General features: G+C 71.4%; 14 protein-coding genes. 8 read left to right on the forward strand and 6 right to left on the reverse strand.

The window, feature by feature from the left end:
- Positions 1-147 precede the first annotated feature (147 nt).
- Positions 148-765 (reverse strand): hypothetical protein, encoded by a 618-nt coding sequence (locus tag OG329_RS36155; protein WP_405800875.1) that lies wholly within the window; start codon positions 763-765, stop codon positions 148-150.
- A 521-nt stretch (positions 766-1,286) separates the two neighbouring features.
- Here OG329_RS36155 and OG329_RS36160 point away from each other — a divergent pair.
- Positions 1,287-2,819, forward strand: coding sequence for a glutamate--cysteine ligase (locus tag OG329_RS36160; protein WP_405800876.1), 1,533 nt, complete (start codon positions 1,287-1,289; stop codon positions 2,817-2,819).
- Positions 2,820-2,840: 21 nt separating this feature from the next.
- On the opposite strand, the gene OG329_RS36165 is transcribed toward OG329_RS36160, so the two are convergent.
- Positions 2,841-4,607, reverse strand: coding sequence for a substrate-binding domain-containing protein (locus OG329_RS36165; protein ID WP_405800877.1), 1,767 nt, complete (start codon positions 4,605-4,607; stop codon positions 2,841-2,843).
- A 161-nt stretch (positions 4,608-4,768) separates the two neighbouring features.
- Between OG329_RS36165 and OG329_RS36170 the strand changes: the two genes are divergently transcribed.
- Positions 4,769-5,569 carry a CPBP family intramembrane glutamic endopeptidase gene (locus tag OG329_RS36170; protein WP_405800878.1) on the forward strand — a complete coding sequence of 267 codons (801 nt, stop codon included), beginning with the start codon at positions 4,769-4,771 and terminating at the stop codon, positions 5,567-5,569.
- A 24-nt stretch (positions 5,570-5,593) separates the two neighbouring features.
- Here the strand turns inward: OG329_RS36170 and OG329_RS36175 are convergent, their stop codons facing one another.
- Positions 5,594-6,415 (reverse strand): PhzF family phenazine biosynthesis protein, encoded by an 822-nt coding sequence (locus OG329_RS36175; protein ID WP_405800879.1) that lies wholly within the window; start codon positions 6,413-6,415, stop codon positions 5,594-5,596.
- A gap of 162 nt (positions 6,416-6,577) precedes the next feature.
- On the opposite strand from OG329_RS36175, the gene OG329_RS36180 reads away from it, so the two are divergent.
- On the forward strand, positions 6,578-7,183 hold the full coding sequence (locus OG329_RS36180; RefSeq protein ID WP_405800881.1) for a PadR family transcriptional regulator: 606 nt from the start codon (positions 6,578-6,580) through the stop codon (positions 7,181-7,183).
- A gap of 111 nt (positions 7,184-7,294) precedes the next feature.
- Here the strand turns inward: OG329_RS36180 and OG329_RS36185 are convergent, their stop codons facing one another.
- Positions 7,295-7,489, reverse strand: coding sequence for a hypothetical protein (locus OG329_RS36185; protein ID WP_384321491.1), 195 nt, complete (start codon positions 7,487-7,489; stop codon positions 7,295-7,297).
- Positions 7,490-7,724: 235 nt separating this feature from the next.
- On the opposite strand from OG329_RS36185, the gene OG329_RS36190 reads away from it, so the two are divergent.
- The 3 genes from OG329_RS36190 to OG329_RS36200 all read left to right on the forward strand — a co-directional run bounded on the left by OG329_RS36190 (position 7,725) and on the right by OG329_RS36200 (position 10,529).
- Positions 7,725-8,276, forward strand: coding sequence for a Clp protease N-terminal domain-containing protein (locus OG329_RS36190; protein ID WP_405800882.1), 552 nt, complete (start codon positions 7,725-7,727; stop codon positions 8,274-8,276).
- 85 nt (positions 8,277-8,361) lie between these two features.
- Positions 8,362-9,375 (forward strand): EamA family transporter, encoded by a 1,014-nt coding sequence (locus tag OG329_RS36195; RefSeq protein WP_405800883.1) that lies wholly within the window; start codon positions 8,362-8,364, stop codon positions 9,373-9,375.
- A 161-nt stretch (positions 9,376-9,536) separates the two neighbouring features.
- The gene (locus OG329_RS36200; protein ID WP_405800885.1) at positions 9,537-10,529 is read left to right on the forward strand and encodes a DMT family transporter; all 993 of its coding nucleotides are present in this window, start codon (positions 9,537-9,539) and stop codon (positions 10,527-10,529) included.
- A 1-nt stretch (position 10,530) separates the two neighbouring features.
- Here OG329_RS36200 and OG329_RS36205 read toward each other — a convergent pair whose 3' ends face one another.
- A complete protein-coding gene (locus OG329_RS36205; RefSeq protein WP_405800886.1) occupies positions 10,531-11,208 on the reverse strand; it encodes a pyridoxamine 5'-phosphate oxidase family protein in 678 nt (225 codons plus the stop codon).
- Positions 11,209-11,243: 35 nt separating this feature from the next.
- Here OG329_RS36205 and OG329_RS36210 point away from each other — a divergent pair, with 35 nt between their 5' ends.
- The gene (locus tag OG329_RS36210; RefSeq protein ID WP_405800887.1) at positions 11,244-12,575 is read left to right on the forward strand and encodes an aminotransferase class I/II-fold pyridoxal phosphate-dependent enzyme; all 1,332 of its coding nucleotides are present in this window, start codon (positions 11,244-11,246) and stop codon (positions 12,573-12,575) included.
- Here OG329_RS36210 and OG329_RS36215 read toward each other — a convergent pair.
- A complete protein-coding gene (locus tag OG329_RS36215; protein ID WP_405800888.1) occupies positions 12,566-13,537 on the reverse strand; it encodes a DMT family transporter in 972 nt (323 codons plus the stop codon). The genes OG329_RS36210 and OG329_RS36215 overlap by 10 nt on opposite strands.
- 73 nt (positions 13,538-13,610) lie before the next feature.
- On the opposite strand from OG329_RS36215, the gene OG329_RS36220 reads away from it, so the two are divergent.
- Positions 13,611-14,528, forward strand: a complete 918-nt coding sequence (locus OG329_RS36220) for a LysR family transcriptional regulator (RefSeq protein ID WP_405800889.1) — start codon at positions 13,611-13,613, stop codon at positions 14,526-14,528.
- The last annotated feature ends 11 nt before the right edge of the window (positions 14,529-14,539 follow it).

The raw sequence follows: 14,539 nt of genomic DNA on the forward strand, positions 1-14,539 counted from the left end.
ACTAGTCCACCTCCGTCGCTCCCTGTCCGGCGCGGGTCAGCGCACTGCCCCGTGACCGATGTGGGTCACGGGGCAGTGTAAGGCGCGTGGGGCGGTCGGGAGGCGGTCCGGACGTCGGCGGTCCGGTGAACGGACCGCGGGCACCGCTCAGGCGGGGGCGGTCAGCAGCGGTCCCGACGAGGCGGCGGACGCCGCCGGCCGACCCGAGGTCAGTCGCAGGCCCATCATCGGGAGCAGGTCGGCGACACGGTGCGGCCGGTGGGCCACGATGCCGGGCGGGGCGGGCGCGAGGGGGATCAGGAGATCCGCCGGGGCCGGAGCGCCGGCGGAGCCGTCCGCCTCGATGTCCTGGTGCAGCCAGAGCGTGAGCATGTAGAGCCCCGGCACCGAGAGCAGGCGTGGCTGGTACGGGGACTTCAGCGTCTCGGCCTGACGCAGAGCCCGCTGGGTGGATGAGATGTAGGGGCCCTCGAAGAAGCGCGAGAACGCCCAGCCGTCCGGGGTGAGCATCGTGTCGGCCGCCGCGACGGCGCGATCGCCGCTGTGGATCAGGAAGCGCCAGCCGGCCAGCCGGGTCTGTGGCGCGTCACTGCTCGGGGCGATCTGTTCGAGTACGTGTACCGGAAGGGGCAGTTCGGGGCTCAACGGTCCCTGGACGGACCGGAGAGCGGGTGTACGGGCCTCGCGCACGGCGGTGGGAGAACCGAGTGCCGCGAGGACGCTGCGCAGGGCGGGCGCTGGAGCCAGGGGGACATGCAGCGGCATGGTGGGTTGCCTCTCGCTCAGTAGGCACAGTGAAGCGTCGGTGGTGCGGAGTGCGGGTGCAGACGTCGCTGTCGGCGCGCGTGGGTCGAACGTGGTCAGAGGAGGGCCCAAGGCCGTGGCCGGGCTCCGACTCTCTGCCTGGTTCGCACACAGTTTATACGATGCGTGTTCACAGAATGTTTCTGCTAGCTGTCGCACGCATTGCGTACAAGGCGGTATCCGGTCCATCTTGCGCGGAATCGTCATCGATGAACCGCGAGATGAGCGGTGAACGCAGGCTTGTGGCCTGGGATGATTCGGCTGGAGCGGTAGGCCGAAACTCGTCACCGTTTTCACGGCCCCGACGGAAAGTGAATTTGCTCACTACCTCATGCCGAAGGAATGTGCCGCGAGGTCGCTCACCCCACTCTACCGGGCGCGGCGTGCAAACGGGGCGTTATGGATCACTCAGTCTGGGCACTATCGATCGTGAAGCGCCGCACGGGGCCGCCGGGGCGCCGAGATGAAGGAGGAACCCTCCGATGGGGGAGAAGGTCGAATCGGGCGGTATCGGCCTGTCCGATCGGCAGAAATACCGCAGGAAGCTCCAGCAGTGCCTCGCGGTGCTGGGGCGGCTCCTGGGGGAGAAACGGTTCGACCGGCCCCGGAATCTGATGGGTCTGGAGATCGAGCTGAATCTCGTCGGCTCCGACGGGATGCCCCGCATGATGAATGCGGAAGTGCTTGAGCGGATCGCCAGTCGGGATTTCCAGACGGAACTCGGAATGTTCAATCTGGAAGTGAATATCGCTCCGCACCGGCTCGGCGGACGTGTTCTCGACCAGCTCGCGGAAGAACTGCGTACGGGTCTCGGATATGCCCATCGCAAAGCGAATGAGGTCGACGCCGGGATCGTGATGATCGGCATTCTGCCGACGCTCTCGCTCGATGACGTGGTCTCGACGAACCTCTCCGACGCGGACCGCTACACACTTCTCAACGACCAGATGGTGGCCGCGCGGGGCGAGGATTTCGCGCTCGACATCGACGGGGTCGAACGGCTCTCCTGCAGTTCACCCTCCATCGCGCCCGAAGCCGCCTGTACGTCCGTGCAGTTGCATCTCCAGGTCACCCCCGACCGTTTCGCCGACGTATGGAACGCGGCGCAGTGCGTCGCCGCCGTACAGATCGCCATGGGCGCCAACGCGCCTTTCCTGTTCGGGAAAGAGCTGTGGCGCGAGTCCCGGCCGCCGCTGTTCCTCCAGGCGACCGACACCCGGCCGCCGGAGCTCCAGGCGCAGGGCGTGCGGCCCCGGACCTGGTTCGGCGAGCGCTGGATCGACTCCGCGTACGACCTCTTCGAGGAGAATCTGCGCTACTTCCCGCCGCTGCTGCCGATGAGCGACGAGGAGGATCCGCTCCAGGTCCTGGACGGCGGCGGTACGCCGCGCCTCGCGGAGCTGGTGCTGCACAACGGCACCGTCTACCGCTGGAACAGGCCCGTGTACGACGTCGCCGACGGGCAGCCCCATCTACGGGTCGAGAACCGCGTCCTGCCCGCCGGGCCGACCGTCACCGACGTCGTCGCCAACGCCGCCTTCTACTACGGTCTCGTGCGCGCGCTCGCCGAGGAGTCCAGGCCCGTGTGGACCCGGATGCCGTTCGCCACCGCGGAGCGGAACTTCGATGTCGCGTGCCGCGACGGGATCGAGGCCCGGCTGCGGTGGCCGCGCAACGGCCGTGCCGGCAACGCCGTCGCCGAGGTGTCGGCCGTGCAGCTCGTGCGCGACGAACTGCTGCCGCTCGCCGCCGCCGGGCTCGACGCGTGGAATGTGGAACCGGCCGACCGGGACTTCTACCTCGGGGTGATCGAGGGGCGCTGCCAGAGCCGGGTGAACGGTGCGTCGTGGCAGGTGGACACCTACCACCGAGCCCAGGAGGCCGGGCTCCGCCGGGAGGCGGCGCTCGCCGCGACGACACGGCGCTACGCGGAGCTGATGCACCAGGGGGAGCCGGTGCACACCTGGCCGGTGGGCTTCCCCGCTCCGGCGCGGATGCCCGACCTGTCCCTCTGACGGCGCGGGGACACGTGGTGGCTACCGCTCGCTCGTGCCCACCGACATGATCGCCTCCATCATCACCGCCTCGATGTCGGCCGGGTCGCTCACCTCGTAACCCGCCCCGCCGGTGATCCTGGCGATCTCGTCCATCTCCTCGCGGTCCGCCTCCGGGCCCAGGGCGATCGCGATCAGCGGGACCGGACGCCTGGGGTCGGCGAGCTTCCTCAGCTCGTCCATCAGGGCCGTGCGCGCCGCGCCGTCCGTGTCCGGTCCGCCGGTGAGGACGACGAGCGCGTTGGCTTTGCCGCTCACGTACGACGACTGGGCCTCTTTGAAGGCGGCCAGCGTCGTGTCGTACAGACCGGTCGCCGCGGCCGATCCCGCAGGCACGGGTGCCAGTGCCGAGACGGCGGCCGAAAGGCTTTCGCGGTGGGTGGCGCCGCCCTCGGCGCGCTCGCCGAGGGGGGCGGTGTCCGCCAGTCGCCGATGGTCCTCGCCGCCGTCGAGACCGGCCGCGAAGTCCCACAGACCGACCTCGTCCTCCGGTGTGAACCGGGCGAGCGTCTGGAGCATGGAGGCTTTCGTGGCGTCCATGCGCGTCTCGCCGTCGCGGCCCGGTACGGGCGCCGCCATCGAGTCCGAGGTGTCGACGACGAGGGTCAGCCGGGAGTCCTGCACGGTGATCGTCCACATGCCGAGCGTCTCGTCGACCGTGTCCGTGGTCGGGGGCTGTGCCTTCGTCAGGGCGTACGGCTGCGGGGCACGGCCGCCCGCCGCGCGGACCAGGCCGGCCGGCACGACGGCGTGGGCCGTACGGAAGCCGTGCTCCGCCAGCGTGCGCTGGGCCCCCTCCTCGTTGAGGAGGGACATGAAGCGCATCGCGGCGCGGCTCTCCGCCGTGGACAGGTCGGCCTCATTGACCAGATTCAGCGGGTAGTTGAGGACCGGTGCCGCGTCCGTCGGATAGAACAGCTCGAGGTCGGACGCGCCGCTGTCGGCGGAGTTGTGGGTGAACGCGGCCTGTTCGGTGAGGAACACGGCTTCGTTGCCGCGCTCGTTGTCCGCCGGGCCGCGCGCCAGGGACCGGACCACCTGGCCGTCCGATTCGGACACGCGCGCCGCCAGCGCCTCGGCGGTGGCGGCGATCCGGGTGTCGCTGTCCGGGTCCGCCCGGCGCGTGGACGCGACGACGCTGCTGAATGCCAGCAGACCGGTGGCGCTGCGCGCCGGGTCCGCCACTCCGAGGCGTATCGCGTCCTTGCCGATGGCGGACGCCGTCAACTGCGCCCAGGTGTATGTCTCCTCGGGCCAGTCGAGCTTCGTGCCGGCGGAGGGGACCACGGCCAGGGTCACCGGTGTGGTCGCCGCGCTGCCCGCGGTGGTCAGCGCGACGCCGTCGTCCGCGTCCAGCGCGCGCTCGACCCAGACGTCGGAGTCGGGCAGCCACACCTCGTAGTCGGACGCGCCGGTGCCGGTGGCGAGGTCGTCGGCGATCTCGTAGTTCTCGCGGGCGTCGACCCGCACGTCGACGCAGCGGCCGTCGGAGGTGATGTCGTTCTCGCGGGCCTTGTCGGCGACGGCGCGTACGGCGGGGGCGATGTCCGGCGAGGCCGCCAGGTCGATCCGTACGGCCGAGCCCGTACAGCCGTCCGAGAAGGACAGCAGACCGCTCCCCGCCGCGATGCCCGCCCCCGCCGCCACGCTCAGGACGAGAGCCGTGGCGATCAGCACGTTGCGACGGCGCGGGTGACGGCCCCTGGTGCTGTCCGGCGCCGCGTCGTCGGGCAAGCTGTGACGTTCCATGGCGGTGGTGCCCCTCCTTGGCCTGAACAAGGAAAATGGGGGACTTCGGCCCGCTGAAAAACGCCCGTCCCCCGGCCTGTCGCACGATCTTCGTACCCGCATTCGAGACCCTAGCGGGACGGGAAGGGGCTTGAGGCGCGATTAGTCAACTGGAGGCAGCAGTGCAGTCGGAGGCGGGCGTCGTGGCCGATTCCATTCCCCAGAGAAGCCTCTCGCGCAGGATGCTGCGGTCCGAGGTGCTGATCGTCCTGGCGCTCTCGCTGGGGGCGAGCGGGGTGTCGGCGCTGATCAGCTTTGTCGGGTCGGTCACCAGGCCCGGCGGACTGAGCGATCAGGCGGCCACGCTCAACAGCTCGCACGCGCCCGGACGTCCCTGGCTGGATCTTGCCTGGCAACTGTTCGGTATCGCCAGCTCATTGGTGCCTGTGGTGCTGGTGGCACATCTGTTGCTCCGGGAGGGCAGCGGACTGCGGGATCTGGGGTTCGACCGACGCCGGCCGTGGCCCGATCTCGGCCGTGGCGCGCTGCTCGCCGCCGGTATCGGCAGCGCCGGACTCGCCTTCTACATCGCCTCGCGCGCGGCCGGGTTCAATCTGACCGTGGTGCCCGAATCGCTGCCCGAGGTGTGGTGGAAGTACCCGGTACTGATCCTGTCGGCCGTGCAGAACTCCGTACTCGAAGAGGTCATCGTCGTCGGGTATCTGCTGCGCAGACTCGGACAGTTGGGGTGGACACCGATGGCCGCCCTGGTGGCCAGTTCGGTGCTGCGCGGGTCGTACCACCTGTACCAGGGCATCGGCGGCTTCATCGGGAACATGGTGATGGGCGTGGTGTTCGTGCTGGCCTACCGGCGCTGGGGGCGGGTCATGCCGCTGGTGGTGGCGCACGCGCTGCTCGACATCGTGGCGTTCGTCGGATACGCGCTGCTCGCCGGACATGTGGACTGGCTGCCGACGCCGTAGGCGACGGCGATCACATCGGGGGACTCACGGGGTCGCGAGGAGTTCGCCGTCGATGACGGTGACCGCGCGGCCCGTGAGCAGCGTCCGCGCGCCACGCAGTGAGGTGACGACGAGACCGGTGCGGACGGACCCCTGGAGACCGGTCAGCTCCGTACGGCCGAGCCGCGCCGACCAGAACGGGGCGAGCGCCGTGTGCGCGCTGCCCGTCACCGGATCCTCGTCGATGCCGACGTTGGGGAAGAAGCCGCGCGACACGAAGTCGTAGCCCCGGTCCGGGTCCTCGGCCGCCGCGGTGACGACGATGCCGCGCCGCGAGACGGCGGCGAGCGACCGGATGTCCGGGGTCAGTTCCCGTACGGTCCGCTCGTCGGCCAGCTCCACCAGCAGATCCCCGATGTGGACCGCGGTGTCGTGCACCGAGAGCGGAGCCGCGCCCAGGGCGGCGGGGACGCCGTCCGGGACCGCGACCGGGGTCAGTGACGACGTGGGGAAGTCGAGAGTCAGTCGGCCGTCGTCGTGCGCCGTCGCGCCCAGTACGCCGCTGCGCGTGGCGAAGCGGATCGCGCCGGTCGCGAGTGCGGACCCGTGCAGGACATGGGCGGTGGCGAGTGTGGCGTGCCCGCACATGTCGACCTCGGCCGCCGGGGTGAACCAGCGCAGCGCCCAGTCCGCCGGGCCGCCGGGCGGCAGGGGATGGGCGAACGCGGTCTCCGAGAGGTGCACCTCCCTGGCGACCCGCTGGAGCCAGGTGTCGTCCGGGAACGGCCCGGACTCAAGGAGCAGCACCCCCGCCGGATTGCCGGCGAAGGGGCGGTCGGTGAAGGCGTCGACGATTCGGATGCGCATGCCCCAGACCGTAGGAGAGCGCGGACGTCGCAGGCCAAGGCCAATACGGGACGACTGGCATCGAAGACGGTTGCCAAGGCTGTTGCCAAACGAACTATACCGATATATCGTTGAGCCATCGCGACAGACTCGCGACTGATCACTGATGGAAGGAGCGTAGCAATGCGTTCACATGGACACGAGCAACATCACGGACATGGGCAGTGCGGGCCCGGCCATCGAGGTCGGGGTGACTCCCAGGGGCGGCGTGCGGCCTTCGGGCCGTTCGGGCCGAACTTCGGGCCCCCCTTCGGGGGCGGCGGACGAGGCCGTGGCCCAGGCAGGGGCCGGGCGCGGCGCGGCGACGTACGCGCGTCGATCCTGGCGCTGCTGAAGGACCGGCCGATGCACGGCTACGAGATGATCCAGGAGATCGGCGAGCGCAGCTCGGGCGCCTGGCGCCCCAGCCCCGGTTCGGTCTACCCGACCCTCCAGCTTCTGGAGGACGAAGGTCTCATCGCCAGCCGCAGCGAGGGCGGCAAGAATCTGTTCACGCTGACCGAGGCCGGCCGTACCGAGGCCGAGTCGGGGCCCGACGCCCCGTGGGAAGAGGCCGGGCGCGGGGTCGACTGGGAGACGATGAACGAGATCCGGCAGGCCGGCTTCGGTTTGATGGAGGCGTTCGGGCAGGTCTGGAAGACCGGCTCCGCCGACCAGCGCCAGAAGGCTCTCGCCGTCATCAACGACGCCCGTAAGAAGCTCTATCTGATCCTCGCCGACGAGGACTGAGCCGGACCGGGCCGGACCGGGCGGCGGGCGCCTGTCCGCCACGTACCGCTCGCGAGGGGCCTCGCGACGATCAACGAGATCGTCGCGGGGCCCCTTCGGCGTGTCCGGGCGTCAGGTGCGGGCCGCCGGCAGGAGCCGCCAGAACTCCGCCGAGTCGAAACGGTCGCTCGCCCGTGGGTGCGGGCCCTCGTCGTGGCAGTGGAACGCCGCCCAGAAGACATCACCGCGCAGGGCGTCGGCCGGCGCGTACACGCGGTACACGTACTGCTGTCCGTCGACCGCGAGCAGGGCGACCATCCAGTACATCGGCCACCCCTTCCTGCGGTCGTCGCGCCATCGTCGTACCTGAGGGACGATCGCTCTCGCGCGGCGGTTGCGTCACGGGTGTGAGGCAAGGCGGCGCGCGCCCCCTCGGGCACGTCGGCGCCGGATCTCATTCGTAAGGAGGAGAGGGCGCACCGCTGTACCCAACTTCGGTGGGATGCTCGAATGCTCCCCGCCGGGGATGCGTTCTCCACCGGCCCGGTGATGAGGTGGGAGGGTGCAGAGCCCTACCCCGTGGTTGCCCGAACAGTCCGATTCGACCGTTGTCTCCGCCGTCTCGATCCGCGCGGACATCGACGCCGGACTCTCCGCCGCGCTCGCGGCCGTCGTGTCGGGAGCGCGCAGGCGGGCCCACCGCGACGGTGACCGGCAGATCGACACCGCCCATCTGCTCCATTCACTGCTGGAGTCGGATTCCGAGGTGCGCGCGGCGTTCGACGGCGGGTCGCAGGTCGCCCGCGTCCTCGGCTATCTCGTCCAGCGGAGCATCGGATACGGGCTGCGCTGGCAGGGGACGGTGGAGGACTCGGGCGCGGTTCCCGTCGTATCGGTGCGCGGCGTCCCCGGCTGGTCCCCGTCGGCCGTCACCGTCCTGGAAGGCACCATCGAACGGGCCCGACTGCGCGGGGCGCCGAGGGCCGGTGGTCTCGATCTGCTCACCGCGCTCGCCTCGGACCGGGCCTGCCGCGCGGTCGAGGTGCTGGAGCGGGCGGGAGTGGACGCGCGGGCACTCACCAGCCGTATCGCGGACGCGGCTCACGGAGTGTGACGGGTCACGAAGCCCGCGGTCACGGCCCGTCTCGACAGGCGCAAAAAGTGCCGACGCTCCTGACCGCGACTGACATGATGTGCTCATGCACGCGTCTCAGGGGAGAAGCGTCGGCCTGGGACTCGCGCTTGTGTCGGCCTTCGCGTTCGGTGGATCAGGTGTCGCGGCCAAGCCGCTGATCGAAGCGGGGCTCGATCCGCTGCATGTCGTCTGGCTCCGGGCCGCCGGAGCCGCGCTGGTGATGCTGCCGCTCGCCTGGCGCCACCGGGACCTCGTCCGCCGCAGGCCCGCGCTGCTGGCGGGCTACGGGTTGTTCGCCGTGGCGGGCGTGCAGGCCTTCTACTTCGCCTCGCTCTCCCGTATCCCCGTCGGTGTCGCGCTGCTCGTGGAGTACCTGGCACCGGCGCTGGTCCTGCTCTGGGTGCGCTTCGTCCGGCGCAGGCCCGTGACCCGCGCCGCCGCCGTCGGCGTGGTCCTGGCTGTGGGCGGACTCGCCTGCGTCGTGGAGGTGTGGTCCGGGCTCTCCTTCGATGTGATCGGTCTGCTGCTGGCGCTCGCTGCCGCCTTCTGCCAGGTCGGCTACTTCCTGCTGTCCGACCAGGGCGGTGACCCCGCGGACCCGGCCGACGCCGTCGACCCGCTGGGAGTCATCGCGTACGGGCTGCTCATCGGCACACTCGTACTCACCGTCGTCGCCCGGCCCTGGGGCATGGACTTCTCGCTCCTGGCCGGCCACGCCGACATGGGCGGGTCACAGATCGCCGCACCGCTGCTGCTCGGGTGGATCGTGCTCATCGCGACCGTGCTCGCGTACGCCACGGGCGTCGTCAGCGTGCGCAGACTCTCGCCGCAGGTGGCGGGGGTCATCGCCTGTCTGGAGGCGGTGATCGCGACCGTGCTCGCCTGGGTCCTGCTGCGCGAGCACCTGTCGGCGCCGCAGATCCTGGGCGGTTTCGTGGTGCTTGTCGGTGCGTTCATCGCCCAGACCTCCACGTCGGCGGCGAGGGGTGGTGCACCGGCCGACGGGGCTGACGGGGCTGACGTGCCCGAAGTGATCGGTGAGGGCGATGGGTTGTCCGCCGGACGGACGGCGACATAAGCTGCCGATCATGCGACTGACAGTGCTTCCGCCTCCCGCCGTCTGACCGCGGGCGGCCATCCGCTGACGAAGACCGGGCTCGGGCAGTCCCCGAGCGGCTCGTCGCTGCCCGCGAGACGCAGTGAGCGACCACCAACCCGTTCTTCACACGGAGAAGTCACGTGTCGATTTCCGCATCATCCGTCTCGTCCGCCGCCCCTGGCCTGTCGGTCGGCCGCAGCCTGTTCTATCTTGTCGTCGCCGGTGTCGCCTGGGGGACCGCCGGCGCCGCCGCCTCGCTGGTCTACCGCGTCAGCGACATCGGTCCGCTCTCCCTCTCCTTCTGGCGCTGCGTCGGCGGGCTCGTCCTGCTGCTGGGTCCGCTGGCGCTGCGCCGCAGGCGCGCGGCGGCGTCCCTTCCGCGGGAGACGGCCGCCGAGCCGCGCCGCCGCCGACTGATCCGCGTTGTGGGTACGGGCGTTGGCCTCGCGGTCTTCCAGAGCGCGTACTTCGCGGCGGTCGAGGAGACCGGTCTCGCGGTCGCCACCGTGGTCACCCTCGGCGCCGGCCCCGTTCTCATCGCGCTCGGCGCGCGGCTGACCATGGGCGAACGGCTCGGCGGCAGCGGTCTGGCCGCCGTCGTCGGCGCTCTCGCCGGACTCGCCGTCCTGGTGCTCGGCGGCGACGGTGCGACCGTACGTCCCGTGGGCATCGCGTACGCGGTGCTCGCGGCGGCCGGTTACGCGGCCATCACCCTGCTCACCCGCCGGCTCGGCCGCGACGGCGGCAAGGTCGACTCCCTGTCCACCACCGCCGGGGCCTTCGCCGTCGCGTCGCTGTGCGTGCTGCCGCTCGCGGCCGGCGAGGGGCTGCTGCCGCACCTGGCCGAACCGGCGCGGGTGCTCTGGCTGTTGCTGTACGTCGCCGCCGTGCCCACGGCCCTCGCGTACGCCCTGTACTTCGCGGGCGCGGCGGTCGTCCGGTCCGCGACCGTCTCCGTGATCATGCTGCTGGAGCCGGTGAGCGCGGCGGTCATCGCGGTCACCCTCCTGGACGAACAGCTCACCGTCGCCACGGTGGTGGGGACGCTGCTGCTGCTCGCCGCCGTGGTGGGGCTCGCCACGGCGGAGGCGCGCCTCGCGTCGGACCGCCGGAAGGCGGCGGTCCTCGCGTGACTCAGAGCGGCGAGAGGTAGTCGGGCAGGCCGATGGCCGGGTCCAGGTCGTCGGCCGGGACCGGTGTGCCGTGTCCGCGTACGACGGGCACCACACCGGTCCAGTGGGGGAGCGACAGGTCCTCGGGCTCGTCGTTCGGGCCGCCGGTGCGGATCTTGGCGGACACCTCGGCGAGATCGAGGCGCAGTACGGCGGTGGCCGCCAGCTCCTTGGCGTTGGCGGGCCGTGAGTCGTGGGAGCGGCCGGGCACCACCTGCTCGACCACGGCGTCCAGCGCGGCCCGCCGCTCGTCGAGGTCGGTGACCTGGTAGGCGGTGCCGTGCACCACGACGGAGCGGTAGTTGATCGAGTGGTGGAAGGCGGAGCGGGCCAGCACCAGGCCGTCGACATGGGTGACCGTCAGACAGACCGCGAGCCCCGGGTCCGCCTTGTCGCCCGCCATCCGCAGCGGCCGGGAGCCGGTCGATCCGTGGACGTACAGCGTCTCGCCGACCCGCGCGTAGAGGGTGGGGAGGACGACGGGAGCGCCGTCGCGCACGAATCCGAGGTGGCAGAGGTAGGTCGCGTCGAGTATCCCGTGCACCGTCTCGCGGTCGTACGAGGCGCGGTCGGCGGAGCGGGTGGGGACGGTGCGGTCGGTGGGCCGATAGGCGGAGGGGGAGGAGGTGGGCTCCGGCATTGCGCTCTCCTTTGTGCTAGTGCATAGTGTTCTTTGTGCTAGGAGAGTATCGGATCACAGGGCGGCGCGCGGCGGAGATTTCCGCGAGCGTGGAGCGCGGGATCGGCGCCGGACATCTGGCGCCCGGCCAACCACTGCCCCCGCTGCGGGAGTTGGCGCTGGAGCTGGGCGTCAACCCGAACACGGTGGCCGCCGCGTACCGCACGCTGCGCGACCGTGGTGTGATCGAGACGGCGGGCCGCCGGGGCAGCCGCGTGCGCGCGCGCCCGTCGAGCACGGCGCGCGGCTCGATCGGGGTCGACGCACCCGAGGGCGTACGGGAGGTGTCGGACGGCAATCCGGATCCGGCCCTGCTGCCGCCGCTGCACGACGCGCTCGCGGCCGCGGCTCGGCGCCACGATCGGCGGCCGGGGCGGTACGGGGACGCCGCCGTCCTGCCGGAGCTGGCCCGGCTCGCCCGTGCCGGGCTGGACGAGGACGGCGTGCCCGCCGGGCCGGTCGCCGTCACCTCGGGATCGCTGGACGCGATCGAGCGTGTCCTGGCCGCGCATCTGCGGCCCGGGGACGCCGTCGCCGTCGAGGACCCGGGCTGGGGCGCCCTGCTCGACCTGGTGCCGGCGCTCGGGCTGCGGCCCGTACCGATGGCGCTGGACGACGACGGGCCGCTGCCCGGTGAGATGGAGCGGGCGCTACGGGCCGGGGCGCGGGCGGTCGTCGTCACCGACCGGGCGCAGAATCCGACGGGCGCGGTGGTGGGCGAGGCCCGTGCGCGGGAGTTGCGTACGGTGCTGGCGGCCCATCCCCACGTACTGCTGATCGAGGACGACCACGGTCACCGCATCGTCGACGAGCCGCTGTATCCGCTGGCCGGGGTGACGGACAGTTGGGCGCTCGTCCGGTCGACGGCGAAGGCGTACGGCCCCGATCTGCGGATCGCCGTGCTGACCGGGGACGCCGTGACCGTCGACCGGGTGACGGGCCGTCAGCGGCTCGGTCCCGGCTGGGTGAGCAGGCTGCTGCAACAGGCGGTCGTGGAGCTGTGGACGGCCGGCGCGGTGGACACCCGTGACGTCGCGCGCGCGTACGGCGAGCGGCGTGACGCGCTGGTGCGGGCACTGGCGGAGTGGGGGGTCGAAGCGCACGGGCGCAGCGGGATGAACGTGTGGGTGCCGGTCGCCGAGGAGACGGGCGCGGTGGCGCGGCTGCTGCGCGCGGGCTGGGCGGTGGCGCCGGGGGCGCGCTTCCGGCTGGCGGCGGCGCCCGGCGTGCGGCTGACGGTCTCGGGCATGACGCGGGACGACATCGGGTCGGTCGCGGACGCGGTGGCCGACGCGGCGGGGGCCGCGCCGGCGCGCAGTTACGGCTGAGCGGCGGGCTCGGGCGCGGGCCTGGGCTCGGGTGCGGGTGTGGGCTTTTGGGTGGCGCGGGGGCTCTTGCTTCTGCCCTGGGTGAGCGCGGCGCCGACGAGCACGATGACCGCGCCGACCGGGGTGTTCCAGTGCAGCGGCTCATTGAGGACCGCCACACCGGCGGCCGTCGCGATGACGGGGATGAAGTAGGTGACCATCTGACCGGTCGTCGGGCCGACTTCGGCGACGATGCCGTACTGGAGCAGCATGGCCAGCCCCGTTCCCAGGCTGCCGAGCGCGACGACGGCGAACAGCGGCACCATCGGGAAGGACGTCGGCAGATCGGTGAACAGCGGTGTCACGACGGCCAGTTGGACCGTGGCCAGGAACAACTGGGTTCCGGTGAGCGCGATATGCGAGCTGTCGCTGGCCGCCAGGGTGCGGCGCACATAGATCCAGCCGACGGCGTGGCTGAGGGAGGCCAGCAGAGCCATGGCCGTACCGGTGAAGTCCAGCCCGGAGAACCCCTGCCAGGCGCCCAGTACGGTCAGTACGCCGACGAAGCCGAGGCCCAGACCGCCGACGCGGCGCCTGGTGGGGCGGTCCTCGGAGAGCGCGACGAGCGACAGCAGCATGCCCCACAGCGGTGCCGCGGCGTTGCAGATGCTCGCGAGGGTCGTCGGGATGGTCAGCTCGGCGTAGGAGAAGAGCGAGAACGGCACGGCGTTGAGGAAGAACGCGGCCACCGCCAGATGGCCCCAGGTGCGGATGGAGCGCGGCAGCCGCTCGCGCCGTACCGCGATCGCGACGGCCAGGACCGCCGTACCGAAGAACAGCCTGCCGAAGGTCACCTGGAACGGCGCGTAGCCGTTCGTGCCGACCTTGATGAGCAGAAAGCTGAAGCCCCAGATCAGCGAGAGCGCACCGAAGCGGATGCGCCAGTCGATCGTGGGGCGGCGAGGCGGGGTCGCTGGGGTCATACGGCAACCATGAGGGCCGGAACCTCTTAGGACAAGCAAGAATTTCTTGACCTGTTCGCGTAGCATCGCTTACATGTTGAACCTGGAGAGGCTGCGGATCCTCGACGCGCTCGCCCGGCACGGCTCCGTGAGCGGCGCGGCGGACGGACTCCATGTCACCACCTCGGCGGTCTCGCAGCAGATGGCCAAGCTGGAGCGGGAGGTCGGCCAGCAACTGCTCGCCAAGCACGGGCGCGGCGTCCGGCTCACCGACGCGGGACGCCTGCTCGCCGATCACGCCGGGCGGATCATCTCCCAGGTGGCACTCGCGCAGTCGGACATCGAGGCGCAGCGTGGCCAGGCGGTCGGCGAGGTGCGGCTCGCGGCGTTTCCCACCGCCGCCCGTGGTCTGTTCCCCGTCGCGCTCGCCGCGCTGCGCAAGGCGCATCCCGATCTGCGGGTGCGCTCAAGGGAGTTGGACCCGGACGGCGCGATCCGCCAGATGCTGCGGGGCGACCTCGATCTCGCCGTCGTACTGGACTGGAACAACAAACGGCTGCCCGTGCCCGGCGGGCTGGCGCGGGCGTCCCTGCTTCAGGACGCGGCCGATGTGGCGATGCCGGCCGATCACCCGCTGGCGGACCGGCGGGACGTCGACCTGGAGGAGTTCGCCCATGAGTCGTGGGTGTCCTGGCCGATGGGCGAGTTCTGCCACGAGTGGCTGATGTTCACGCTGCGTGCGAAGGGGATCGAGCCGCGGATCGAGCACATGGCGGGCGAGCAGCACACCCAACTGGAGCTGGTCGCCAGCGGGTTGGGGGTCTGTGTCGCGCCTCGGCTGGGGCGTGGGCGGCTGCCCCAGGGCGTGGTGGCGGTGCCCGTCCGGGAGAAGATGTTCCGGCACGTGTACGCGGTGTGGCGTGCCGACGCCGACCGGCGCCCGTCGATCAGGGCGGCGGTCGAGGCGTTGGAGGAAGCGGCAAGGGTGGTGACGGCGGCGGACGCGGCGTAGGGGGTAGGTGG

Origin of the sequence: Streptomyces sp. NBC_01506, from assembly GCF_045040295.1 — a bacterium.
Lineage (GTDB): Bacteria > Actinomycetota > Actinomycetes > Streptomycetales > Streptomycetaceae > Streptomyces.